Source organism: Nonomuraea sp. B5E05 (assembly GCF_039880665.1).
In the GTDB taxonomy this organism is placed as follows: domain Bacteria; phylum Actinomycetota; class Actinomycetes; order Streptosporangiales; family Streptosporangiaceae; genus Nonomuraea.
The window spans coordinates 23,411-46,635 of the sequence record NZ_JBDPMJ010000025.1 but is presented as its reverse complement, the minus strand read 5'-3'; the positions used below and the strand labels follow the sequence as shown (position 1 = coordinate 46,635).

Here is a 23,225-nt window from a genome sequence, read left to right as displayed (position 1 = left end):
GGGATCACCACTCGGCGAGGCCGCCGTCGTCGCGGCGCCAGACGGGGGAGCGCCAGCGGTGGCCGGTCTCGGCGGCGCGTTCGACGGCGGCGGTGTCGATCTCGATGCCGAGGCCGGGGCCGGTCGGCAGCGGCACGTGCCCGTCGGCGTACCTGAACACCGACGGGTCCACCAGGTAGTCGAGCAGGTCGGCGGGCTGGTTGTAGTGGAGGCCGAGGCTCTGCTCCTGGATGAGCAGGTTGGGGGTGGCGAAGCCTATCTGCAGGCTGGCGGCCAGGGCGATCGGGCCGAGCGGGCAGTGGGGGGCGACAGCGGCGCCGTAGACCTCGGCCAGGGCGGCGATGCGCCGGGTCTCGGAGATGCCGCCCGCGTGCGAGACGTCCGGCTGGGCGACCGCGATCCCCGCCTCCAGCGCGGGACGGAAATCCCACCGCGAGTACAGCCGCTCCCCCGCCGCGATCGGGATGGCGGTGGCCGAGGTGACCGCCGCCAGCTCGCCGGTGAGCTCGGGCACGACCGGCTCCTCCACGAAGAACGGCAGGTACGGCTCCAGCAGCGGCAGCACCCGGCGGGCCATGGGCAGGCTCAGCCGCCCGTGGAAGTCCAGCGCGATGTCCACCTCGTCGCCGACCGCGGCGCGCACCGACGCCAGCCGGTCCACGATCGCCTTGACGGAGGCCGCCGTGTCGATGGTGCGCAGGATGCCCGCGGCGTTCATCTTCAGTGCGGTGAACCCGGCCTCCACCAGTTCCACCGCCGCGTCGGACGCCTCGGCGGGCGAGTCGCCGCCCACCCAGCCGTACACGCGGACGCGTTCTCTGACCGGTCCGCCGAGCAGCCGGTGCACCGGCACGCCGTAGGCCTTGCCGGCGATGTCCCACAGCGCCTGGTCGATGCCGGCGACCGCGCTGGACAACACCGGCCCGCCCCGGTAGAAGCCGCCCTTGGTGAGCACCTGCCAGTGGTCCTCGATGCGCAGCGGGTCGGCGCCGACCAGGTAGTCGGACAGTTCCGCCACGGCCGCGGCCACCGTGGCCGCCCTGCCCTCGACCACCGGCTCGCCCCAGCCGGTGATGCCCTCGTCGGTGTCGACGCGCAGGAACAACCAGCGGGGCGCCACCAGGTAGGTGGTGAGCGAGACGATGCGCATGAGTCCCTTTTCGATCAGTAGCGGCTCGGCGGGTTCAGTCGGAGTCCTTCATGACGCTCCAGCCGCCGTCGACGGTCAGCGCGGCGCCGGTGATGAACGACGCCTCGCCGCTGGCCAGGAACGCTATGGCGGCGGCGACCTCGTCAGGGCTGCCCAGCCGCCCGGCCGCCGTGGCGCGGGCGCTGCGTTCCAGGCCGGCCTCGTCGACGCCGTCCCACGCCCCGGTCAGGATGGGGCCGGGCACCACCGCGTTGGCGCGTACCTCGGGGCCGTACTCCACGGCGAGCTGCCTGGTCAGCGAGAGCAGCCCGCCCTTGGAGGCGGCGTAGGCGGGGCGGCCGGGCAGGCCGAAGCCGGCGTGCACGCTGGAGACCGCCACGAGGGCGCCGCGCGCCCGCCGCAGCTCGCCGATGAAGGTGCGCACGCCCAGGTAGAACCCGCCGAGGTTGACCGCGAGCTGGGCGTTCCAGTCGTCCGGCCCCACCTGGTCGGCGGGCCCCTGCCGCAGCAGGTACGCGTTGCCGACCAGCACGTCCAGCCGCCCGAACCGGTCCAGGACCAGCGTGCGCAGGTCGTCCCACGCCTGCGGCGAGGCCACGTCGCAGTTCGCGTACACGGCCCCGGGGACGATGTCCGCCACGTCCCGGCCCGCCGCCTCGTCGATGTCGGCGACGACCACCGAGGCGCCCTCCGCCGCCAGCCGGCGGACCGTGGCGGCGCCGATGCCCCGCGCGCCACCCGTGACGACGGCCGCCTTCCCCTCGAACCTGCTCATCGGACGGTGACCTCCGCCGCCGACAGGTAGGACCCGCCGCTGGCCCGGCTGCCCTCCAGCCGCACGTAGCGGGCGTCCGCCGCCTCGAACGAGGCGCTCTTCAGCCGCGCGTCGGCCGCCCACGATCCGCTGGTGACCTCCGTGAACGTCCGGCCGTCGGTGCTGAGGTAGACCTTGTAGTCCAGGATCGTGCCGTTGAGGTTGCCGTCGAACCGCGGCTGGTAGTCCAGGGCGCTGACCTGCCTGGTCTCGCCCAGGTTGAGGGTGATCGACTGGGGCAGCGGGTGCGGCGGCTGGTACTCCGAGTGCCAGTAGGTCGCGATGTCCCCGTCCACCGCCAGTTCGGGGCCGAAGCCGGAGTGGAAGCTGGTCGCGTACACCTTCGGCTCGACGCAGTCCTCGGTGACGGTGACCGGGATCTCCCGCTTCTCGCCGCCGATCGTCACGGTGACGGTGTGCTCGCCCGGCTCGGTGTCCCTTGGCGCGGTGACGGTCACGATCACGTTCTTCGCCTGGCCCGCGGGCACGTCGAGGGCTGCCTCGGCGGGTGTGGCGGTGAGCGGCTCGGGGGCGCTCACGCGGACCGGCCGCGACAGCGGCGCCGCGGTGTTGTTGACGACCCTGGCCATCACGTCGGCGGTGCGCACGGCGAGCTCGCAGTGGTCCAGGGCGAGCTTCGCCGGGACCACCGACTGCTGCTCGTCGCGGGCGGCCCCGAGGAGCGCCCACCCGAACGGCTCGTCGGCGTAGTACGCGGCGCGGCAGTCCCGGTCCGCCGTGTGCGAGCGCCCGGCGTCGAAGGCCGCCTTGCAGTCCGAGACGTCCGGCATGTCGGTGTCGATCGCGGCTTTCAGCACATCCCCTCTGGTGAAGACGTACCCGCTGTGCCGGCGCGCCTGCGCGTCGCCGCGCTCGAAGTACGCGTCGGTGTAGGCGCGCGGCCCTGTCAGGTCCGCCCAGAACGCCTGCGGCTCGCAGCCGATGGCCTGGTCCTCCGCCGGTACGGCGCAGCGCCCGGCGCGGAAGTCGCCGCCGAGCACGGTGACGCCGTCCTCGCGGGCGAACCGATCGGCGAGCCAGCCGGCGGCCGGCGCGGGATCGCCACCGGGGTGCGCGGCGACCAGCGGTACGCGCAGCGTGCCGTCCCGCCGCGCCGCCACCACGTAGGCCTGGTCCTCGTCCTGCACCCGTTCGAAGCCGCCGCGCGCGGCCGCGCTCATCGTCCCGGTGTTCAGGATGATCGCGTTCTCCCTGACCGCGCCGTCGGGAAGGAAGGCGGAGCGTTCACCCGCCACCTCGGCCCGGTAGTGCTGCCCGGTGGCCCGGCTCAGCGCGTTCGCCAGGTGGCGGGCGCCGGGGCCGAGGATCTCGGTGAGCAGCAGGGCGTCCGGCGCCACGGGGGTTTTCTCGGCCAGCAGCCTGGCGAAGTTGTCCAGGTCTCGGGTGTCGCGGGCGTCCGCCTGGCGTACCGAGTCCTGCAGGTTGGCCTGCACCACCAGGACCTGGCCCGCCGGCGTGACGGGCAGCCGCCGCACCGCGGACCCGGCGGCGGCGGGCGAGCCGGGCAAGGCGGACCCGGCGGCGGCGGGCATGGTGAACAGGCCCGAGCAGAGCGCCACCGCGGCGGCGGCGTGGAACGTCCTTCTCATGATCCGCCTCACATGTCCTGCAGGGCCGGGCGGCCGGATTCGACGACGAACGATCTGCGCACCGACGCCGTGCCACCGGCCGTGGTGACCTTGTCCACCACCACGTAGTCGGTGGTCAGCGTGTCGGCGTCGGCCCGGCAGCGCACGTATCCGCGCTGGTTGTTGAAGAACTTCAGATGGGGGTTGGAGGCCAGCCACTCCTGGCCTCCTGGAGTGCTGTCGGATCCGTCGCCGCCGGAGGTGATCGAGGTGCCGACGAACTCCACGCCCACGCTGGGCGAGCCGGGATCGGCGAAGTCCGCCTTGAGCTCCGCGGCGCAGTTGACGTGGGCGTCGCCGGTGAGCACCACCGGGTTGGACACGCGGCGCTCGCCGATGCCCGCCCACAGCCGGTCGCGCGCCGCCGCGTAGCCGTCCCAGGTGTCGGGGTTGAGCTGCTGCAGCCCGGGGTCGGTGAGCCGGTCGAGCTGGAACATCATGACCTGGTTGGCCAGCAGGTTCCAGGTGCTCGACGAGTCGGCGAGCCCTTCGAGCAGCCAGCGTTCCTGCTCCTCCCCCAGCATGGTGCGGGAGGGGTCGAGCCGCGCCCCGATGTCGATGGGGCTGCGGAACTGCCGCGCGTCCAGCACGAAGAAGCTCGCCAGCCGCCCGTAGTCGATCCGGTGGTGCATCGCCATGTCGGGCCCGACCGGCAGCGCGGAGGGACGCATCGGGTTGTTCTCGTAGAAGGCGCGGAACGCGGCGGCGCGGCGGCGCAGGAAGTTCTCCGGGGTCGCGCCGGTGGGCGACCGGTCGGCGCCCCAGTTGTCCTCCACGTCGTGGTCGTCGAGGGTGAAGAACCAGGGGGCGGCGGCGCGGGCGGCCTGCAGGTCGGGGTCGGTGGCGACGAGCGAGTGCCGCAGCCGGTACTGCGACAGGGTCTGGACGAGCGCGCCGTGCGCGGGCGACAGCGGCGTGCCGCGCCTGCCTCCGGTGGCGCCGATCCCGTTCTCGTAGATGTAGTCGCCGAGGTGCCCCACGAGGTCGAGGTCCTGGGCCGCCATGTCGCGGTAGGCGGTGTAGAAGCCGACGTCCCAGGCCTGGCAGGAGGCGAAGGCGAAGCTGACCGGCACGGACGCGCGCGGGTCGGGCGCGGTCTTGGTACGGCCGACCGGGCTGTCGTCGGAGCCGGCGGTGAACCGGTACCAGTACGCCCGGCCGGGGCGCAGCCCGTGCACCTCCACGTGCACGGCGTGCGCCAACTCCGGGCGCGCGGTGGCCACTCCTCCGCGGACGACCTTGCGCATCCCGTCGTCCTCGGCGACCTCCCAGCGCACCGGTATCGGGGTGCGCGGCATGCCGCCGAGCCCGTCGTCGGCGAGCGGCTGCGGGGCGAGTCTGGTCCACAGGACCACGCCGTCGGGCCGGGGATCTCCTGAGGCGACGCCGAGCGTGAACGGCGTGCCGGGCAGGGCGGGTGCGGAGTCGGTCCAGCCGCCGGGCACCTGGGCCACGGCGGCCAGCCCGGCGAGCCCTGCGGCGTAGGCGAGCATGCGCCGCCTGGAGGTCATGTGGGGGGTGGTCATAATGCGGCTTCGTCCTTTCCGGCCTGCGCGAGCAGGTCCCGCATGGCGGATTCTGCGGCGTCTGGATCGGCGCGGCGGACCGCGTCCAGGACCGCCCGGTGCGTGGCGGCGAACCCCGGGCGCTCGCCGCCGGCGTGCACCAGCCGGTCCCGCGCGTAGAGCGCGGCGGCGATCACGATCTGGAGGCAGTCGAGCACCTCGTTGCGCGCGGCGGCGAGCAGCGTGCGGTGGAAGGCGATGTCCGCCTCGGTGTGCGCGACGGGGTCGGAGACGGTGTCGGCCATGCGGGCCAGCGCGGCCTCCAGGACGTCCAGGTCCTCGTCGGTGCGGCGCTGCGCGGCCAGCCGGGCGCCGGCCGGCTCCACCACGGCCCGGACCTCGGCGAGGTCGCGGAGCATCCGCTCGTCGCCGCGCTGGGTGAAGCGCCACCGCAGGACGTCCGGATCGAGCATCGACCACTCGGCGCGCGGCCGGACGTACGTGCCGCGTTTCGGCCGCGCGTCCACGAGCCCTTTGGCCGCGAGGGTCTTCAGCGCCTCCCGCATCACCGTCTGGCTGACGCCGTAGTGCCTGGCCAGTGCGGTCGGGTCGAGGGTGCCCCCGGCGTCGGGATCGCCTCCGAGAATGCGCCGGCCGAGGTCCTCGACGACCTCACCGTGCATGCCGCGCCGTGGATAGCTCAAGGCCGCACATCCCTTCCGATCCTCTTGTGAAGATGATAAAAGCATATTTTATGGTTATTTGGCCACGACGCTTGGGATCCCCCCTCCTCAGCCTGGCCGCGGTGGCGATGCTGCTCGTGAGCGCCTGCGGGGGCGGCGCCGCTCAACCCGGACGGGATCCCGTCCGGCTCACCTTCTGGGCGTGGGTTCCCGGGATGGACAAGGCCGTCGAGCTGTTCAACCGCACCCATGACGACGTCCAGGTCACGCTGGACAACATCCCGCCGGGCCCGAAGGGCGGGTACGCGAAGATGCACGCCGCCGTGCTGGCCGGCGACGCCCCGTGCCTGGCCCAGATGGAGTTCCAGGAGTTGCCGTCGTTCCTGCTCAACGTCGAGTTGATGGACCTCGGCCCCTATCTCACCGACGCCGACCGGGCCGACTTCCAGCGCAACACCTGGGACCTGGTGACGTACGAGGGCGGCACCTACGCCGTGCCCCAGGCGACCGGCCCGATGGCTCTCTACTACCGGGCCGACCTGTTCGACAAGTGGGGCATCGAGGTGCCGAAGACCTGGGCGGAGTATCGCGAGGCGGCCGCCCGGGTCCGCGAGGCCGACCCGGACGCGTACGTCACGAACTTCCCCGCCAACGACACCTCGCCCTTCATCAGCCTCGCCTGGCAGGCCGGCACGCCGTGGTTCGACACCCGCGGCGGCGTCTGGAACGCCAGGATGACCAGCCAGGAAACGCTGAAGGTGGCCGACTACTGGCAGGGCATGGTCAACGACGGGCTGGTCAAGGTCGCCCCGCACTTCGCGCCCGGCTGGTACAAGGACCTCGCGTCCGGCCACCTGGTGGCGATCCCCCTCGCGCAGTGGGCCGAGGCCATCCTCGCGGCCAACGCGCCGGACACCGCCGGCAAGTGGCGGGCAGCGCCGCTGCCCCAATGGGAGGCGGGCGGCAAGGCCTCCGCCAGCAACGGCGGCTCGTCCACCGCGCTGCTGCGCGGCTGCGAGCATCCCCGCGAGGCCGTCGAGTTCGCATTGTGGATCAACCGCGACCCGCGCAGCGTCGCGATGCTGATCGAGAGCGGCTACGGCTGGCCCGCCGCGATCGACGGCATGTCCAGCCCGTCGCTGACCAAGCCCTCCGCGTTCCTCGGCGGGCAGCGTACCGACCAGCTGTTCACCGAGTCCTCCAGCCAGGTGCCGGGCGGCTGGGTGTGGTGGCCCGGCTACGAGGAGACCAGGCAGCGGCTCAACGACGCCTTCCCGCGGGCCGTCGCCGGCGAGGGCACCTTCGCGAGCGCGCTGCGGGCGGCGCAGACGCAGGTGGTCGAGCAACTGAGGGAGAAAGGGCTGAGGGCCCAATGAGGAAACGCACCGCCGCGGTGTTCCTGGCGCCGTTCGTGCTGCTGTTCGCCGGGTTCTTCGTCACACCCATCCTGTACGCGCTGGCGCAGAGCTTCACCGTCGTCGAGCGCTCCGGCCTGCTCGGGCTGCGCGGCCAGAGCACGCGCTTCGCCGGCCTGGCCAACTACGGCAAGGCGCTGTCCGACCCGGGATTCGTGGACAGCCTCGGCCGCATCCTGCTCTACGCGGCGATCATGGTGCCGCTGATGGTGGTCGGCTCCACGGTGCTGGCGCTGATCCTGGAGGCCGGCATGGCACGCTGGCCGCGCTTCTTCCGCACCAGCTTCTTCCTGCCGTACGGCATCCCCGGCGTGATCGCCTCGATCATGTGGGGCTTCCTGTACGCGCCCGGCACGTCACCGTTCACCCCGGTGCTCAGCGCGTTCGGCATCGAGATCGACCTGCTCGGACCGGGCACGGTGTTCTGGTCGGTCATGAACATCGTGGTGTGGTTGTTCGTCGGCTACAACATGCTGGTCGTGGTGGCCCAGTTGCAGTCGATCCCCCGCACGCTGTACGAGGCGGCCAGGATCGACGGCGCGGGACGGTGGGGCATCGCCTGGCGCGTCCAGATCCCGCTGCTGCGTCCCGCGCTCGTGCTGATCACCGTGTTCACCATCATCGGCTCGCTGCAGCTGTTCAACGAGCCGCTGGTCCTGCTCCCGGTGTCCGGCGGCCTGTCCACCACCTACACGCCCACGCTGACCGCGTACCACGACGCGTTCAACGGCAACGACATGGCCCTGGCCGCCGCGGAGTCGATCATCCTGGCGCTGGTGACCGCCGTGCTGTCCTTCGGGTTCCTGCGCTTCGTGGGAAGGGGACGCCGTTGAGAACGGTCAGCCTCCGCTGGCTCACCACCGTCCTGCTGCTGGTGCTCGCGGCGTACTTCCTGCTACCGCTGTACTGGCTGGTCGTGGCGGCCACCAAGAACACCGGCGACCTGATCAACTCCTCCCCGCTCTGGTTCGCCAACCCGCAGCTGTGGACCAACCTCGGCGACCTGTTCTCCTTCAGCGACGGGATCTACCTGCGGTGGATCCTCAACTCGGTGATCTACTCGGGGCTGGGCGCGGCCGGCGCCACGCTCATCGCCGCGTGCGCCGGCTACGCGATGGCCAAGTGCGAGTTCCGCGGCAGGGAGGCGCTGTTCAACGTCATCCTCGCCGGGGTGCTGCTGCCCACCACCGCCATCGGCCTGCCGCTGTTCCTGCTGATGTCGGACGCCGGCCTGGCCAACACCTACTGGGCGGTTCTGCTGCCCAGCCTGGTCAGCCCGTTCGGGGTCTACCTGTCGCGGGTGTACGCGGCCACGGTGCCGGACGACGTGCTGGACGCCGCCAGGGCGGACGGCGCCGGCGAATGGCGGATCTTCCTCACCATCGCCCTGAAGATCATGTCTCCGGCGCTGGTGACGATCTTCCTGTTCCAGTTCATCGGGATCTGGAACAACTACTTCCTGCCGCTGGTGATGTTGTCGGACAGCAGCCTCTACCCGCTCACCCTCGGGCTGACCAGCTGGCAGGGCTTCGCCGACCGGGAGCCGATCCTCCAGACGCTGGTGGTGGTCGGTTCGTTCGTGTCGGTCATCCCGCTGATCGTGTTGTCGGGGGCCCTCCAGCGGTTCTGGCGGGCCGGCCTGACCGAAGGGAGCGTACGCGAGTGATCCGCTATGGCGGGGACTACAACCCCGAGCAGTGGCCACGCCCGGTCTGGGCGGAGGACGCCAAGCTGATGCGCGACGCCGGCGTCAACTTCGTGACGCTCGGCATCTTCGCCTGGGCCCAGGTGGAGCCCGTCCCTGGCGACTACCGGTTCGCGTGGCTCGACGAGGTCATGGACCTGCTGCACGACCACGGCGTGGCGGTGTGTCTGGCCACGATGACCGCCTCGCCGCCACCGTGGCTGGGCCACCGCCACCCCGAGTCGCTGCCGGTCGACGCCGGCGGCGTGCGCCTGAGCTACGGGTCGCGCTGCCACATCTGCCCGTCGTCCACCGCGTACAGGGAGGCGGCGCGGGCCCTGGTCACCGAGCTCGCCCGGAGGTACGCGGGCCACCCGGCGCTGGCCGCCTGGCACATCGGCAACGAGTACGGCTGCCAGGTGCCCCAGTGCTTCTGCGACCTGTGCGCCGAGGCCTTCCGCGACTGGCTGCGCCGCCGGTACGAGACCCTCGACCAGCTCAACGAGGCGTGGACCACGACCTTCTGGAGCCAGCGCTACTCCGCGTGGGAGGAGATCCTCCCGCCCCGCCGCACCACCGGCATCCCCAACCCGGCGCACACGCTGGACTTCACCGCGTTCTGCTCCGACGCGCTGCTGGACTGCTACCGGCTCGAAGCGGACGTGGTACGCCGCGCCACGCCGGACGTCCCGGTCACCACCAACCTGTGCAACGTCGCCCCCACCACCGACTACCCGGCCTGGGCGGCGGAGATGGACGTGGTCAGCGGCGACTGCTATCCCGACCAGCGCGAGCCCGAGCCGCAGCTGCAGAGCGCGCTGTTCTTCGACGTGTGGCGCGGGCTCGGTGACGGCCGGCCGTGGTGGCTGCTGGAGCAGGCCACCTCCGCGGTCAACTGGATGGGCACCAACCCGGCCAAGAAGCCCGGCGGCATGCGGCTGGACAGCCTGCAGGCGGTGGCCCGCGGCGCGGACGCCGTGCTGTTCTTCCAGTGGCGCGCCTCACGCGGCGGCGCGGAGAAGTTCCACTCCGCCATGGTCCCGCACGCGGGCCCCGACCATCCGCTGCACCAGGCGGTCCGCGACCTCGGCGGCGACCTGCGGTCGCTGGGCGCGGTCGAGGGATCGCGGGTGCGGGCCGAGACGGCGCTCGTGCTGGACTGGCGCAACTGGTGGGCGGTCGAGCAGGAGTCGCACCCGAGCGACCGGATCCGCATGATGGACCGGCTGCGCGACCACTACGACCCGCTGTGGCGGCTCGGCGTCACCACCGACGTGGTGCGCTCCACCTCCGACCTGAGCGGCTACCGGCTGGTGGTGGTGCCCAACCTCTACCTGCTCCCGGCGGAGGCGGCGGCGAACCTGGCCGCGTACGTCGAGCGGGGCGGTCACCTCGTGGTGTCGTTCTTCTCCGGCATCGTCGACGAGAACGACCGGGTGTGGCTGGGCGGGTATCCGGGGCCGCTGCGCGAGCTGCTCGGCCTGTCGATCACCGAGTTCGATCCGCTGCACGCCGGGGCGACCGTTCCGATCGTCGTGGACGGCTCGGAGTCGCGGGCCACGCTGTGGTCCGAGCGCATCGAGCTGGAGGGCGCCGAGGCGGTGGCCTCGTTCGGCGACGGCGGCCCGGCCGTCACCCGGCACGCCTACGGCGAGGGCGTCGCCTGGTATCTCGGCACCCGGCCGGACCCGGCGGTGATGCGGGAGCTGACCCGCCGCGTCGCCGCCGAGGCCGGCGTGACGCTGCCCGGCCTGCCGGAGGGCGTGGAGGCGGTCACCCGGGCCGGCGCGGATGGTGTGCGCCACGTGTTCCTGCTCAACCACACCTTCGAGGAACGCCGCGTGCCGGTCCCCGGCGGCGGGAGCGTGCTGCTCGACGGCGAGCGGTCCGGCGACGTGCTCGTCCTGCCGCCCCGGGGGGTCGCCGTGCTGGCGGGCGGATGAAAGTTTCAGCGGCGGTTGACGGGGGGAAAGCGCTTTCCTACTGTGGCATCCGTTTCTGCTTTGCCCGGGCAAGGGACGCCGTACCCAACCCATTGGAGCAGCATGATGCGCCTCACCTCCGTCATCGCCTGCGCCGGCCTGTTAGCCGGCACGCTCGCATTCGCGCAACCGGCACACGCCGCACCCACCCGCTACGAGGCCGAGACCTCGCCCGCCGTCTGCAACGGCAGCATCGACAACAACCACTCCGGATATTCGGGCAGCGGGTTCTGCAACGGCGACAACAACACCGGCAGCTACGCCCAGTTCACCGTCAACGCCGCCGCGGCCGGCACCACCACCCTCGCCATCCGCCACGCCAACGGCACCACCAGCGGCCGCCCCGCCGGCCTGATCGTCAACGGCGCCACCACCCAGACCGTCCCGTTCGCGGCCACCGGCGCCTGGACCACCTGGACCACCACGACACTGACCGTGCCGCTGAACGCGGGAAGCAACACCATCCGGCTCAGCCCCACCACCTCGAACGGCCTGCCCAACATCGACTACATCGACGTGGAGGCGGGCGGCACGACCGAGCCGCCCGCCGACACGTTGTACGTGGCGCCGGGCGGCAGCGACAGCGCGGCCGGGACGGAGTCGGACCCGACGACCCTCACCTCCGCGATCTCCCGCGTCGCCCCCGGCGGGACGATCTACATGCGCGGCGGCACCTACCGGTTCTCGCAGACGGTCACCATCCCGCCGGGCAACGACGGCACCTCCGGCGACCGCACCGAACTGTTCGCCCATCCAGGCGAGACGCCGGTGCTGAACTTCTCGGCCCAGAGCGAGGACTCGGCGAACCGCGGGCTGGCCGTGGGCGGGTCGTTCTGGCACATCCGCGGCATCGTCGTCGAGCGCGCCGGTGACAACGGCATCCTGCTCGCGGGCAACAACAACATCATCGAGCGCACGGTGACGCGCTTCAACCGCGACTCGGGCCTGCAACTCTCGCGGCTGGTCGCCGGGGCGCCCGCGGACCAGTGGCCCTCGGGCAACCTCGTCGTGAGCACGGTGTCGCACGACAACGCCGACTCCGACGGCGAGGACGCCGACGGCTTCGCCCCGAAGCTCACCGTCGGCCCCGGCAACGTCTTCCGCTACACGGTGTCCCACAACAACATCGACGACGGCTACGACCTGTTCACCAAGGACGACACCGGACCCATCGGCGCGGTGACCATCGAGGACTCCCTCGCCTACGACAACGGCACCCTGAGCGACGGCAGCCAGGCCGGCAACGGTGACCGCAACGGCTACAAGCTCGGCGGCGAGGACATCGGGGTCGACCACGTCATCCGGCGCAACATCGCCTACGAGAACGGCAAGCACGGGTTCACCTACAACCGCAACCTCGGCACGATGACGGTGTCGGGCAACGTCAGCATCGGCAACGAGGAACGCAACTTCAACTTCGACGGCGGCTCGTCGGTGTTCCGGAGCAACACCTCGTGCGACAGCGGGTCGAACGACCGGATCATCGGTGACGCCGACGGCTCGAACCAGTTCTGGTCCGGCTCGAACGGGTCGCGCTGCTCGTCCTACAGCGGCTCGCTGAGCTGGTCGTTCGCCTCGGACGGCCGCCTCGTCGTGACCTTCGGCGGCAGGCAGGTGACGCCGTAACAGGCATCCCCGTGGCCGGTACGGCTGTCGTACCGGCCACGGGGCCAGGGCTCTCACCCGTCCGCGGCTTCCGGCACGTCACGGCTGACGGTCACCCCAGGGTGCTCCAGTCGCGCAGGGTCCTGGGGCCGTCGACCACCGTGTCGGCGTAGGTTCCGTCGGCGACGCGGATCTTCATGTACTGGGTGCCGGAGAACACCCAGTAGTCGTTCCTCTTTCCCGGCACGGGCATCACCGCGTCGATCCCGTGCCGGAACGCGGCGTGCTCGAAGAACGTGCCGGCCCACCCGTCGAGACCCGACGGCCCGTTCGCGACCTCGCCGCCGGGTCCTTCGCCGTCCAGCATGGTCCTGACGTACTGGTCGCCCGCGAACACCCAGTACTGCTTCGGGTCGTCCGGCGTGCGCATCACCGCGTCGATGCCGCCGTCGGGAAGGCCGCCGAAGGCGCTCTCCCAGTCGCGCAGCGGCCTCGGACCCGCCACCAGCGTGTCGGCATACCCTTCCTCGGCGCCGGCGATCCGCATGCGGAGATACTGGCTGCCGGAGAAGACCCAGTACTCGTCGCGGGAGCCGGGGACGCGGAGCGTCGCGTCGATCCGGTCCCGGAAGCCCGGCAGGCTCCGGAACGTGCCTTTCCACGCGTCGAGTGGCGAGGGCTCGGACAGTCGCTCGCGCACCGGGTAGCCCGAGGCCGACATGCGGGCCCTGATGTAGCGGTCACCGGAGAACATCCAGTAGTAGCCAGGGGCCCTGAGGCTGGGATCGTCAGGCATCGGCAACACCGCGTCGGTGCGGGTCAGGTGGGTGGCGTTCGCCGTCCCCGCCGCGTCGGTGGGGGAGGTGTGCGTGGCGGCCGGCGAGTTCGTGGCGGTCCTCGCCGCGCCGGCGCCGGCTTCCGAGCGGCTCATCAGCACACCCGCTCCGACGGCCGCGGCGACCAGGACGACCGCCGAAACCGCCGCCACGCCGAGCAGCCGCCGGCGCGGGACGGCGCCGGCCATCGGAAAGTGCTGCGTGCCCGGCACCGTCGCGGCGAAGGGTCGCAACATCTCGCTCGCCTGCTCGACGGAGGGACGATCGGCCGGGTTCTTCCGCAGCAGCGCTTCGAGCGCGGGACGTAGCGGTCCCGCGCCGGCCGGGATATCCGGTTCGTCCCGGATGACGGCGTTCAGCACGCCGACGGGCTCCGGACGGGCGAACGGGGACCGTCCGCCGGACAGCAGCACGCACAGAGTGGCGCCCAGCGAGAACAGATCGCTGGGCGGCCCCACCGGCAGGCCGCTCACGCGTTCAGGGGCGATGTACTCGAACGACCCCACCACCGCGCCGCTCGCGGTGAGCGACTCGCTTCCGGCCAGCGCCGCGATGCCGAAGTCGCAGAGGACCACCCTGCCGTCGCGGCGCAGCAGGATGTTGCCCGGCTTGACGTCCCTGTGCAGCGCGCCGGCGGCGTGCACGGCGTCGAGAGCCGACAGGAGTTGCAGGCCGATCCCGGCGACGGCGGCGGGATCCATCGGGCCGGCGGAGGCGACATGGTCCTTCAGGGAGGGCCCGTCCACGTACTCCATCACCAGCCACAACCGCTGATCGTGGTCCACCAGGTCGTGGATGTTGACGACGTTGGGGTGGGAGATGCGGGCGATGGCGTGCGCCTCCCTGCGCGCCCGGGCCGCATGTTCGGCGCCCTTCACGCCCGTGGCCCGGACATGCGTCTCCTTGACGGCGACGGTGCGGTCCAGGAGCCGGTCGGTCGCGCGCCACACGGTCCCCATGCCTCCGCTGCCGAGGCGATCCAGCAGCACGTACCGATCGAACAGCGCTAACGATGCACGGTTATCAGCCACACGACAAACCTACTGATCGTCCGTGTATCCGGTGCGGTGATCAGAGATCCGTATCAGGCGGCATGCTCAGCGGGCCGGTGCTGGAACTGGCCGGCAGGCTTACCGCGACCCTGCCCGGCGCGCTGGGCAAGACGCTGCTGCTCACCACGGGAGCCGAGGCGAACGAGGCGGCGATCAAGATGGCACGGTCACCGGTACGCGCGCCGCGGCGCCACGGCGTGGCCGTCACAGCGGCCAGAGGCTACGGTGGCCTCCCGGTTTCCCGACCGCTCCAGAACCGTGATCCAGGCCGACTCCACAGGACGGACCGCATGCATTCTCCCCTGCCGCGTTCACCGGTCGACGACGACCGGTCTCTGGTCGTCCATGTCGTTGCGCCGGAGACCGTGGAGGATGTCCTGGACTTCCGGGACTGGAGGGCGGCGGGGCTGGCCCTCTCGCCGTCGCGTTTGCGAGCCGCGAGCCTGGACGGGCGCTGGCACACGCAGTGGGCGGTCGCTCGGCGCGGCGCGCACATCGTCGGGTTGCTTCCGATGCATCGTTCGAAGACCGCGACGGCCGGCGATCCGATCTATGACCCTCGCGTGGTCGCGCCAGCGCTGTGGGGCGCGTCGCCCGATGACGCCAGGACGTGGTGCTATGTCGGCGGATTCATGGATCTCATGGCCGGGCTGACGCTCAGCTCGACGGACGAGCCGGCGCAGCGGGAGATCGTCGGCCGGCGACTCGTCAGGGCGGCGTACGACACGTGCCTCGACGCGGGGGTGAAACCGGTGAGCCTCTACCTCCGGTCCGAGGACTTCGAGATCTTCCGCCGCGCGCTCGGACCTGAGGCCGTTTTCGCCTCACTCTCCACCAATGCGATCATCGATGTCCTGGGCACGTCCGTGGACGGCCACGTGGCCGCGCTCGACAAGAAACGCAGATATCGCATGCGCCGGGAGTGCGCGCAACTCGACGCCCTGGGTATGCGCGCGATCAGGGCCGCGCCGTCCCGCATCCTGGCGGAGGCCGCTCCGCTGATCGCCAACATCAAGGCGCGGCACAAGGTGGCCGATCATCCGGCGTTGATCGAGCTGAGGCTGAGGCGGTGGGCGGCGGGGGACGCCGACGAGGTCTGTGCGCTGCACGTTCGCGACGGCCGCGGGCGGCTGGTCGGCGTGTCCTTCGTCGCCCGGCGCGATCGACGTGTCGAACTGTACGAGATCGGCCTGGCCGACGATCAGGACCATCGGCACCTCGTCTATACCGAACTGCTCGTGCACGCCCCTCTGCGCTACGCCATCGACCACGACTGCTCGATGGTGGACCTGGGCATGGACTCCCAGCAGCCGAAGACCCTGAGAGGAGCCCGTCTGGAGCCGGTCTGGGGCCTCGGCGTGCGATGAGGGCCCCGCCGCCGCCCGCGGCCCGGCCGGCGTTCTCAGTCTGCGGTGTTCGCCACGATCCGCAGGCGCTTCAGGTGCCGGCGGTGGTTGGCGGGGCGCAGGCGGGCCGTCCGCCCGTGGAAGAAGACCCGATTGTCGAACACGACGAGCAGCCCGGGCTCCCACTGAACCGCCATGGCGCTGCTGGGGTCGTACATGGAGGTCAGCAGCGCGCCGATCGCGTCGTTCACCGCCGGCACCGCGACGTCGTCCTCGTTGATCCACTCCAAGGGCTGTGACATGAAGTCCCGGAAGGAGAGGACGAGCCGATCGTCCTCCGCCCGGACGAGCCGCAGAGCGGGGTCGCCGTGACGGTACCGGGTTGTCCGCAGCAGGGCGATGTCCTGCTCGGCCAACCGCTGAGCGATGCGCTCCATGGGCGTCAGCACGGTCAGCGCGGCCTGGGGATCGTCACCGGGCTCGCAGCACATGAGGGCCAGGTAGCGGGGCTGCTCGGGCACCGGCCGGCCGCTGCTCTCGGTGTGCAGGGACAGGTAGTTGGCCGCGAACGGCTGCAGGCTCGCGTCAGCCGTCTCCTCGTGCGAGCTGATCAGGTTGAGGACGACCTGGTCCTCGACGAACGGCTGCACCGCGGGGTCGGTCTCCGGCATGGGGTTCCCCAGTGCCTCACCCAGTTCGCGGTATTGGTCGTTGGTCAGCGGCCGGTCGAATCGGCGCAGCGCCACTCCCGTTCGGGCCAGGTCGGAGCGCAGGTCTTCCGAAAGCTCGCGCGCCGGTACGGACCGCCGCACGGCCGGAAGAGGGCCCACGCGAGGCAGGCCCGATCCGTCTTTCAGCAGTTTGCCCCTGAGGCTCACATGCGGGTCGGTGGGATTTTCCATGAATGTGCCGTAGACCACGCTGCGACTCCTTTACCGGCAGTAACTCGAACACGATGACCGCCCACTCTGTAAGAAAAACGGCCGGCGGACAAGAAGTGTGTTCTCCCGCTGCGTTCGCGAAGTCGCCGATTGACCGCTGATCGTCACGGCTGTTACTAGATGACGATATGGAAGAAAGCATCAAGGAGATCACCGCCGCCGTCCGCCGGCACCTTGCGGATGAGCAGGAGGCCCAGCCGGTGAGTCCCGACACCGCGCTTTCCGATCTCGGGTTCGGGTCGCTCGGCCTGGTCGCCCTCATGGTCGACGTGGAGGAGAGCCTGTCCCTCTCCTTCCCCTCGGAGATGATCAACCCCGAGACTTTCCGGAGCATCAGGAGCATGGCCGAGGCGGTCGTCACGTTGCGTTCGGCATCGTCATGACGGAACACGCAGCGGCTTCTGGATGCGTACCCAGCGCCGCGGCCCGTCCGACTCCACCTGGCCGTGCTGCTTGAACCCGAGGCCGCGCAGCAGGGCGAGAGTGTCCGCGAGGTCGGGGTTGGCCTCGGCTCGCAGTGCGTCGGCACCAGCGGTGACGGCGAGTTCGATCGCCTTGCGCACGCACTGGACGCCGACGAGCCGGCCCGCGTCGATCAGGCCCGGTTCGACACAGAGGCGGCTCAGGTGGCCCGGATGGCGCGCGGGAGGGTAGCCGCCGCCGGTCCCCGCCCCGGGTCGGGGCCAGGTGAGGGTGAAGGAGCCGGCGATCTGGTCACCGGCCAGGAGCAGGTGCACGGCTCCTTCGGCGACCAGCTGCTCGGTTCGCGCGATCCGGCGCACCGGCACCGGCGAACCCCATCGGGCCGCCTGGTGGGCGTCGCAGTCGCGAAGCAGCGCGTGGACCCGCCGGGGATCACGTGCCACATGCCACGTCCAGTCCACGACCGGCATTTCCGGAACTGACATACATCACCTGTTCGTCCGGGGCATCGAGAATCATCGGCGAACAATCTTCCTACCTGCCTTCTCCAGAAAAAGCGAGGCGAGAACGCATATGCACAACTCCGCGGTCAGATTCGGACTGCACTCGGGTCAGCAGTACCGGCGAATCGAAGACTGCCGTGAACTGTGGCGGCGGGCCGAGGCGCTGGGTTTCGACCTCCTGTCGGTCTTCGACCATTTCCGGCCCCCGTTGGGCGGCCCCGACGGCCCTTGCTTCGAGAGCACGACGAGGATCCGTTGCGTCATGCTGGTCTCGGCCGTGACCTGGAGACATCCGGCGGTCACCGCCGCGGTGGCCGCCACCGTCGATCACATCTCGCAGGGCCGGCTGGAGTTCGGCATGGGAGCGGGCGGCCCTGATCTGGGCTACCAGCAGTACGGCATCGGCTTTCCACGGCGTGCGACGCGGCTGGAGATGCTCGACGAGGCATGTGAGGTGCTGCGCAGGCTGTGGGCCGACGAGGAGACGACCTTCGCCGGGACTCACTACCGCCTCGACCGTGCCCGGCTCCAGCCGCCGCCGGTGCAGGAGCACCTCCCCCTGCTGATCGGCGGGGAAAGTGACGAGATTCTGCGGATCACCGCACGCCATGCCGACGTCTGGAACACCATCGTGGCCGACGCCGGCGAGTATCAGGAGAAGCTTGAGCGTCTGGCGCACCACTGCCGCGCCATCGGCCGCGACCCGGACGAGATACGGAAATCGGTGACGTTCCGGGCGGCGCTTTCCGCCGATGAGGCCGACGCGCAGCGCCGTCGCGCCCACATCACCGCGACGATGCCACCTGAGGTCGTCCAGGAGTACCTGACCTTCGGCACTCCCGCGCGATGCGTCGAAGATCTGCTGACCTACCGCAAGCTCGGGGTCAGCGACTTCGTGCTGGGGGCCAGGCCGCCGATCGACTGGCAGACGGTGGAGCTGGTCGCACGCGAGGTCGCCCCCGCGATGCGCGAAACCTGTTGAGACGCGGCGATCGGGGTTAACGTCACCCCGTGTCTCCCAAAACCTTCACTCTCAGCGATGAACTGCATGCCTACGTCGTCGCCCACGGCAGCGAACCGGACGAGGTGGCCAAGCGTCTGACCACGGAGACCCGCGAGCGGTTCCCCGACGACGCGGGCATGATGATCTCTCCGGAACAGGCCAGATTCCTCACCCTCATCACGAAAGTGAGCGGGGCCGAGCGTGCCGTCGAGGTCGGCACCTTCACCGGGTACTCGTCACTGGCCATCGCCCGCGGGCTGCCCCCAGGGGGGAAACTGACCTGCTTCGACAGCTCGGCCGAGTACACCCACGTGGCGCGCCGGTTCTGGGACGAGGCCGGCGTCTCCGACCGCATCGAGCTACGTGTCGGGTGGGCCGAGAACACGCTGCGCGAGTTGCCCCCGGAGCGCGAGATCGGCCTGGCGTTCATCGACGCGGACAAGGCCGGATACAAGCTCTACTGGAAGGAGATCGTCAGCCGGATGCGGCCGGGCGGACTGGTCTTCGTGGACAACGCGCTGCGGGGCGGGCGGGTCCTGCATCCGGGCGACTCCGCCGACGTGCGGGCCGTTGTCGAGTTCAACGCCATGGCTCGTGAGGACGACCGCGTCGAGATCGTGTTGCTGCCGATCGGCGACGGCCTGCTGATGGCCCGCCGCCTGTGAGCGCGTGGGAGGGGCGGCCGCTGGACCGCCCCTCCCAGAGCGTGGTCAGCCGGCCGCACTCACTGCGTGGTCAGCGCCTGGTACAGGTCCGCGACGAGGAGGTTCTCCAGGCCGCGCAGCAACGGCTCGCGCACCGTGGTGTTGGCCGCGTAGGCGATCACAAGCCCGCGGTCGAGATCGGCGACGGACAGGACCGTCACATATCCGGTGTGCCCGGCCACTCTGGCGCCTGAGGGCGCGCCGAACCAGCCCGGCTCGGTGCAGAAACCGCGGCTCCAGCTCAGGTCCAGGCCCTGGAAGTACTCATCGCCCACCCCCACGCGGAGCGGCGCGCAGAAGTGCTCGACGGCCCGCTCGGACAGCAGACGCCTACCTTCCCGCACGCCGCCACCCACGATCGTCTCGAGGGGTCGCGCCAGTTCCTCGACCGGGCCCCACATCTCGGTGCCCGGCCACCGCTCCTCGTCGGGGAAGGCGGCCACGGAGCGCAGGTCACCTTCAGCCGTGCGCTCGAACAACGCTCCCTCGGGCACCGGCACCTCATCGAGGTCGAAGCCCTTCCCACGGAACGCCACGGTTTGCGACATGGCCAGCTCGGCCAGCACGTCCTCGCGGATGACGTCATAGTAGTCACGGCCGGTGATCCGCTGGATCACCTCTGAGAGCACCAGCCACGAGCCGAAGGCGTTGTACGCGGCCCTTTCTCCGGGGGGAGCGACGATCGGCGTCTCGCAGACGTGCTGCAGTGCCGTCTCCCGATCCATCCGCCAGGGAGGCTCTGCGCCGGTCTCGTAGATCACGGTGTGCGTCAGGAGGTGATCAAGTGTCACATCCTGCTTCCCGCCGGCCGCGAACTCGGGGATGACGTCGGAGACCCGCATCTCGGTGACGAGCCGGCCTCGGTCGAGAAGCCGGCCCAGGGCGATCACCGTCAACGGCTTGCCCGCGCACATCCACGGCATCCGATGCTCCACGGTCAGCGACTCGCCGGGCCGGAACTCCCCGAACGCCTCGTGCCACAGCGGCCGTCCGTGCAGCGACGCGTAGACCTGCACGCCCAAGCGGCCGCCGGGGCCCACCGCGGCGGCGGCCCGTGCCCGCGCCCGCGCCAGTAGGTCGGTCACAGTAGAGAGCTCCCGTCACGTTGTGGGCCGTTCACGAATGTGTGTCCCGCAGCGCCGCCAGGCGCTCGGCGAACAGCTGCGGGGTCGATGCGGTTATCAGGGCGTCCAGCGGGATGCGCAGGCCGAACGTGTCCCGAGCGCGCTGCAGCAGCTGGACCGCGAGGATCGAGCTGCCACCCGCGTAGAAGAAGTCCGTGTCCTGGCCGGCCTCGGGCTGGTCCAGCAGTTCCCGCCACATCCGCAGCAACGCGGGCAGGAATTCGTCAATGGCCGTGGTCATGCGCGGCGCTCCTCGGCGTCAGGTTCTCGGCGATGGCCACCCGGTCGAGCTTTCCCGCGGTGGTGCGCGGCAGCGACCCGGCGAGGTGGAGAGTACGGGGCAACATCGGGCCGGGCAGCCGGTGGGAGAGCCACTTACGCAGGTCACGTGTGGTGACCTCGCCGCTGGTGGTGACGGCCGCCGCCAGCCTGCCGCCGTCGTGCCCGTCGCCCGCCACGTGCACGACGATCGCGTCCACCACCGACGGGTGCTCCTCCAGCACCGCCTCGATCTCGCCCAGCTCGATCCGGTGGCCTCGGAGCTTGATCTGCGTGTCGGACCGACCGAGGAACTCGAGTGACAGGTCGGCCCGGTAGCGGGCCCGATCCCCGGTGCTGTAGGCCGGGACGTCGGCCGTCCCCCGGCAGGCGAACCTCGTGTCCAGGTCCGCGCCGAGATAGCCGTCGGCGATGCCGGCTCCCGAAAGGACGATCTCGCCGGCCGCCCCAGGCTCGGTCACCGGGCGATCGCCGTCGAAAAGTCGCAGCGTCGTGCCGGGAAGGGGGTCGCCCAGTGAGATCTCGTTGTCGGGCAGCGCCCGCCAAGCGGTGGCCCAGATGGTCGCCTCCGTCGGGCCGTACAGGTTCCACAGCTCGTCACCGCACGGCAGCAGCGCCTCGGCCAGGGGTCGCGTCATCGGCTCCCCGCCACACCACAGGGTGAGCCCGCGCTGCCCGGACCAGCCGGACGCGAGCATCAGCCGCCAGAACGAGGGCGTCGCCTGCACGACCTGCGGCCGGTAGGTCTCCAGAGCCTCTTGGAAACGTGCCGCGTCCACGCGGGCACGCCGATCCACGGCGACCACGCTGCCTCCGGTCACCATCGGCAACAACGTCTCCGCGAGCGCGATGTCGAAGGAGATGGCGGTCAGCGCGAGGAACGACGAACCGGCGCCGAAGCCGGGCACCTGGCGCAGGCCGTCGAGCCGCTCGACCAGTGACCTGCTCGAGACGTGCACGCCCTTGGGACTGCCGGTGGAGCCGGAAGTGAACATCACGTAGCCCGGATCGGCCAGCGGCCAGGCCGGTCCCGGCTCCGCGACCCGGGCGACGCCCAGGGCGAACGGCCCTGTCTCCGTGAGAACTGCGCGGGCACCGGCCGCCGCCACCACGTGGCGCCGCCGGGCGGCCGGCATAGTGGTGTCGAGCGGCAGGAAGGCCATGCCCAGCCGCTGCGCGGCGAGCATCCCGACCAGCGCGGTTTCGGGCGCGGTCACCTCGAGCGCCACCACGTCGCCCGCCTCCGCGCAGCTCAGCAGGTCCGGGGTGAGCGCCTCCACCCTGCCGACGAGCCGGGCGTAGGTGAGGTCGTGCAGCCCGGTCACCGCCGCCCGCTCAGGGGCGCGGCGTGCGTGACCGATCACGAGGGACCAGAGGTCACCCATGGCTCGCCACCGCGTTCGGGGCACCGGCGTCGGCGAGCAAGGCCACGAGCCCGGTCACGGTGGGATCGGCGAAGAAGTCACCGAGGTCCACCGTGACGCCGAACTCGCGCCCTACGCGGTCGAGCAGCGCCACGGCCATAAATGAATTGCCGCCCAATTCGAAGAAATTGTCGTCGTCGACGACCTCATCGCCGTCGAGGATCTCCTGTACGAGACGTCGAACGGCAACGAACAACTCTTCGCCCACGATTTCCCTCCGTTTCGAAAAGGCTTCCGCCGGTATCGCAGCGGACCTTAGCCGGTATCGCTCACACAAGAAATATCGGCGGGCGTACAAGGAAATCCGAGATCGCCGTGGCGACCCCGGCATCGGCGAGCAGGCGCGCCCTGGGGACGTCCGTCCCGATCCGCTCGCCCCTGTCGCGTGCCTCTTCCAGGGTGAATCCGCTCGACGTGATCGTGAGGGTGTGTGATCGCCCCTGGGGCCGGTCCGCGGCGAGCCCCGCGACCACGAGGTAGGCCATGTACCGCTCGAAAAGCCGCGCCAGATCCGCCGTGAGATCCTGGCTCACCCCGAGCCGCTCGGCGACGCCGCCCGCGTGGTCACGATAACTCCGGCTCAGCCGCCGCGCGAGAACCGCCAACCCGAGCGGCTCGCCGAGGCCGTCCGTGAGATCCACGCCCGCCGGGACCGGCTCCGCCGGCGCGGCCGGCAACGATGCGAGCGCCGTCCGATACGCCTCCACGAGCACGTCGGCGGAGGCGGCCGCCGGGTCGAGCAGCACCAGCCTCGGCGCGGAGGCCGCCCCGCCCAAGGACTCGGCGAGATACCCGGCGATCGGGGCGCCCGCGCAGTTGGCGAGAACGCCGGCAACCTCCACGCCGCCGGCCGTGATGTCGTCACGCCACCTGGCGAGTGCCCGTGACGCCTCCTCCTCGTCGCCCGGCACCCGTTCCGGCGGCCGAGCGGCCAGCACCGTCCACTCCTGCGGCAGGAGCTTCGCCAGCGCGCGGAACCCGGCCACCGCGCGCCCGCCCTCGAAGTCGACCGTCAGCATGACAGGACCGTTCGCGTCGCCGGTCCTGAGTTCGTCCCATGTCGTGAGCACCTGACTTCCCCTCATCGTTTTCCGACTGCGGAA

Annotated in this window: 22 protein-coding genes; 9 read left to right on the top strand and 13 right to left on the bottom strand. The window is 70.9% G+C overall.

Annotation, left to right across the window (positions count from 1 at the left end; genetic code table 11):
* Positions 1-4: 4 nt before the first annotated feature.
* Genes dgoD through ABGB01_RS35305 form a run of 5 tightly spaced genes read right to left on the bottom strand, consistent with a single transcriptional unit; the run spans position 5 to position 5,822 of the window.
* Entirely contained in the window at positions 5-1,150 is a 1,146-nt protein-coding gene (gene dgoD, locus ABGB01_RS35325; protein ID WP_347777915.1) for a galactonate dehydratase, read from the bottom strand.
* Positions 1,151-1,184: 34 nt separating this feature from the next.
* The gene (locus ABGB01_RS35320; protein WP_347777914.1) at positions 1,185-1,925 is read right to left on the bottom strand and encodes an SDR family oxidoreductase; all 741 of its coding nucleotides are present in this window, start codon (positions 1,923-1,925) and stop codon (positions 1,185-1,187) included.
* On the bottom strand, positions 1,922-3,574 hold the full coding sequence (locus ABGB01_RS35315; protein ID WP_347777913.1) for a discoidin domain-containing protein: 1,653 nt from the start codon (positions 3,572-3,574) through the stop codon (positions 1,922-1,924). The genes ABGB01_RS35320 and ABGB01_RS35315 overlap by 4 nt, the downstream gene beginning before the upstream one ends.
* Positions 3,575-3,582: 8 nt before the next feature.
* Positions 3,583-5,139 (bottom strand): alkaline phosphatase D family protein, encoded by a 1,557-nt coding sequence (locus tag ABGB01_RS35310; protein WP_347777912.1) that lies wholly within the window; start codon positions 5,137-5,139, stop codon positions 3,583-3,585.
* Positions 5,136-5,822 carry a FadR/GntR family transcriptional regulator gene (locus tag ABGB01_RS35305; protein WP_347777911.1) on the bottom strand — a complete coding sequence of 229 codons (687 nt, stop codon included), beginning with the start codon at positions 5,820-5,822 and terminating at the stop codon, positions 5,136-5,138. The genes ABGB01_RS35310 and ABGB01_RS35305 overlap by 4 nt, the downstream gene beginning before the upstream one ends.
* Before the next feature lie 107 nt (positions 5,823-5,929).
* Here ABGB01_RS35305 and ABGB01_RS35300 point away from each other — a divergent pair, with 107 nt between their 5' ends.
* The 5 genes from ABGB01_RS35300 to ABGB01_RS35280 all read left to right on the top strand — a co-directional run bounded on the left by ABGB01_RS35300 (position 5,930) and on the right by ABGB01_RS35280 (position 12,508).
* On the top strand, positions 5,930-7,177 hold the full coding sequence (locus tag ABGB01_RS35300; RefSeq protein WP_347778008.1) for an extracellular solute-binding protein: 1,248 nt from the start codon (positions 5,930-5,932) through the stop codon (positions 7,175-7,177).
* Entirely contained in the window at positions 7,174-8,049 is an 876-nt protein-coding gene (locus tag ABGB01_RS35295; RefSeq protein WP_347777910.1) for a sugar ABC transporter permease, read from the top strand. The genes ABGB01_RS35300 and ABGB01_RS35295 overlap by 4 nt, the downstream gene beginning before the upstream one ends.
* Positions 8,046-8,882, top strand: a complete 837-nt coding sequence (locus ABGB01_RS35290; protein ID WP_347777909.1) for a carbohydrate ABC transporter permease — start codon at positions 8,046-8,048, stop codon at positions 8,880-8,882. The genes ABGB01_RS35295 and ABGB01_RS35290 overlap by 4 nt, the downstream gene beginning before the upstream one ends.
* The gene (locus ABGB01_RS35285; RefSeq protein ID WP_347777908.1) at positions 8,879-10,843 is read left to right on the top strand and encodes a beta-galactosidase; all 1,965 of its coding nucleotides are present in this window, start codon (positions 8,879-8,881) and stop codon (positions 10,841-10,843) included. The genes ABGB01_RS35290 and ABGB01_RS35285 overlap by 4 nt, the downstream gene beginning before the upstream one ends.
* A gap of 105 nt (positions 10,844-10,948) precedes the next feature.
* Positions 10,949-12,508: a CBM35 domain-containing protein gene (locus ABGB01_RS35280; RefSeq protein ID WP_347778007.1), complete on the top strand. Its 1,560-nt coding sequence runs from the start codon at positions 10,949-10,951 to the stop codon at positions 12,506-12,508.
* Positions 12,509-12,599: 91 nt separating this feature from the next.
* Here ABGB01_RS35280 and ABGB01_RS35275 read toward each other — a convergent pair whose 3' ends face one another.
* Positions 12,600-14,312 carry a protein kinase gene (locus ABGB01_RS35275; protein ID WP_347777907.1) on the bottom strand — a complete coding sequence of 571 codons (1,713 nt, stop codon included), beginning with the start codon at positions 14,310-14,312 and terminating at the stop codon, positions 12,600-12,602.
* A gap of 104 nt (positions 14,313-14,416) precedes the next feature.
* On the opposite strand from ABGB01_RS35275, the gene ABGB01_RS35270 reads away from it, so the two are divergent.
* Entirely contained in the window at positions 14,417-15,742 is a 1,326-nt protein-coding gene (locus ABGB01_RS35270; protein ID WP_347777906.1) for a GNAT family N-acetyltransferase, read from the top strand.
* Positions 15,743-15,777: 35 nt separating this feature from the next.
* On the opposite strand, the gene ABGB01_RS35265 is transcribed toward ABGB01_RS35270, so the two are convergent.
* Positions 15,778-16,641 (bottom strand): TauD/TfdA family dioxygenase, encoded by an 864-nt coding sequence (locus ABGB01_RS35265; RefSeq protein ID WP_347777905.1) that lies wholly within the window; start codon positions 16,639-16,641, stop codon positions 15,778-15,780.
* 149 nt (positions 16,642-16,790) lie between these two features.
* On the opposite strand from ABGB01_RS35265, the gene ABGB01_RS35260 reads away from it, so the two are divergent.
* Positions 16,791-17,045 (top strand): phosphopantetheine-binding protein, encoded by a 255-nt coding sequence (locus ABGB01_RS35260; protein ID WP_347777904.1) that lies wholly within the window; start codon positions 16,791-16,793, stop codon positions 17,043-17,045.
* On the opposite strand, the gene ABGB01_RS35255 is transcribed toward ABGB01_RS35260, so the two are convergent.
* Positions 17,040-17,570, bottom strand: coding sequence for a hypothetical protein (locus ABGB01_RS35255; protein WP_347777903.1), 531 nt, complete (start codon positions 17,568-17,570; stop codon positions 17,040-17,042). The two genes, ABGB01_RS35260 and ABGB01_RS35255, sit on opposite strands and share 6 nt — an antisense overlap.
* Positions 17,571-17,658: 88 nt before the next feature.
* On the opposite strand from ABGB01_RS35255, the gene ABGB01_RS35250 reads away from it, so the two are divergent.
* Positions 17,659-18,570 (top strand): LLM class flavin-dependent oxidoreductase, encoded by a 912-nt coding sequence (locus tag ABGB01_RS35250; protein ID WP_347777902.1) that lies wholly within the window; start codon positions 17,659-17,661, stop codon positions 18,568-18,570.
* A gap of 29 nt (positions 18,571-18,599) precedes the next feature.
* Positions 18,600-19,256, top strand: coding sequence for an O-methyltransferase (locus ABGB01_RS35245; RefSeq protein WP_347777901.1), 657 nt, complete (start codon positions 18,600-18,602; stop codon positions 19,254-19,256).
* A 59-nt stretch (positions 19,257-19,315) separates the two neighbouring features.
* Here ABGB01_RS35245 and ABGB01_RS35240 read toward each other — a convergent pair whose 3' ends face one another.
* The 5 genes from ABGB01_RS35240 to ABGB01_RS35220 all read right to left on the bottom strand — a co-directional run bounded on the left by ABGB01_RS35240 (position 19,316) and on the right by ABGB01_RS35220 (position 23,192).
* Entirely contained in the window at positions 19,316-20,380 is a 1,065-nt protein-coding gene (locus ABGB01_RS35240; RefSeq protein ID WP_347777900.1) for a serine hydrolase domain-containing protein, read from the bottom strand.
* Positions 20,381-20,411: 31 nt separating this feature from the next.
* Positions 20,412-20,660, bottom strand: coding sequence for a phosphopantetheine-binding protein (locus ABGB01_RS35235; protein ID WP_347777899.1), 249 nt, complete (start codon positions 20,658-20,660; stop codon positions 20,412-20,414).
* Complete coding sequence (locus ABGB01_RS35230; RefSeq protein ID WP_347777898.1) at positions 20,644-22,083, bottom strand: AMP-binding protein; 1,440 nt, start codon at positions 22,081-22,083, stop codon at positions 20,644-20,646. Before ABGB01_RS35230 ends, ABGB01_RS35235 begins: the two co-directional genes overlap by 17 nt.
* The gene (locus tag ABGB01_RS35225; RefSeq protein WP_347777897.1) at positions 22,076-22,330 is read right to left on the bottom strand and encodes an acyl carrier protein; all 255 of its coding nucleotides are present in this window, start codon (positions 22,328-22,330) and stop codon (positions 22,076-22,078) included. Before ABGB01_RS35225 ends, ABGB01_RS35230 begins: the two co-directional genes overlap by 8 nt.
* A 61-nt stretch (positions 22,331-22,391) precedes the next feature.
* Positions 22,392-23,192 carry a hypothetical protein gene (locus ABGB01_RS35220; RefSeq protein ID WP_347777896.1) on the bottom strand — a complete coding sequence of 267 codons (801 nt, stop codon included), beginning with the start codon at positions 23,190-23,192 and terminating at the stop codon, positions 22,392-22,394.
* Positions 23,193-23,225: the final 33 nt, after the last annotated feature.

What these genes read in the sequence shown, in the direction of transcription:
- dgoD (WP_347777915.1), bottom strand. Translation starts at nt 1,150, where the DNA reads ATGCGCATCGTCTCGCTCACCACCTACCTGGTGGCGCCCCGCTGGTTG.
- ABGB01_RS35320 (WP_347777914.1), bottom strand. Translation starts at nt 1,925, where the DNA reads ATGAGCAGGTTCGAGGGGAAGGCGGCCGTCGTCACGGGTGGCGCGCGG.
- ABGB01_RS35315 (WP_347777913.1), bottom strand. Translation starts at nt 3,574, where the DNA reads ATGAGAAGGACGTTCCACGCCGCCGCCGCGGTGGCGCTCTGCTCGGGC.
- ABGB01_RS35310 (WP_347777912.1), bottom strand. Translation starts at nt 5,139, where the DNA reads ATGACCACCCCCCACATGACCTCCAGGCGGCGCATGCTCGCCTACGCC.
- ABGB01_RS35300 (WP_347778008.1), top strand. Translation starts at nt 5,930, where the DNA reads ATGCTGCTCGTGAGCGCCTGCGGGGGCGGCGCCGCTCAACCCGGACGG.
- ABGB01_RS35295 (WP_347777910.1), top strand. Translation starts at nt 7,174, where the DNA reads ATGAGGAAACGCACCGCCGCGGTGTTCCTGGCGCCGTTCGTGCTGCTG.
- ABGB01_RS35280 (WP_347778007.1), top strand. Translation starts at nt 10,949, where the DNA reads ATGCGCCTCACCTCCGTCATCGCCTGCGCCGGCCTGTTAGCCGGCACG.
- ABGB01_RS35270 (WP_347777906.1), top strand. Translation starts at nt 14,417, where the DNA reads ATGCTCAGCGGGCCGGTGCTGGAACTGGCCGGCAGGCTTACCGCGACC.
- ABGB01_RS35260 (WP_347777904.1), top strand. Translation starts at nt 16,791, where the DNA reads ATGGAAGAAAGCATCAAGGAGATCACCGCCGCCGTCCGCCGGCACCTT.
- ABGB01_RS35255 (WP_347777903.1), bottom strand. Translation starts at nt 17,570, where the DNA reads ATGTCAGTTCCGGAAATGCCGGTCGTGGACTGGACGTGGCATGTGGCA.
- ABGB01_RS35250 (WP_347777902.1), top strand. Translation starts at nt 17,659, where the DNA reads ATGCACAACTCCGCGGTCAGATTCGGACTGCACTCGGGTCAGCAGTAC.
- ABGB01_RS35235 (WP_347777899.1), bottom strand. Translation starts at nt 20,660, where the DNA reads ATGACCACGGCCATTGACGAATTCCTGCCCGCGTTGCTGCGGATGTGG.
- ABGB01_RS35230 (WP_347777898.1), bottom strand. Translation starts at nt 22,083, where the DNA reads ATGGGTGACCTCTGGTCCCTCGTGATCGGTCACGCACGCCGCGCCCCT.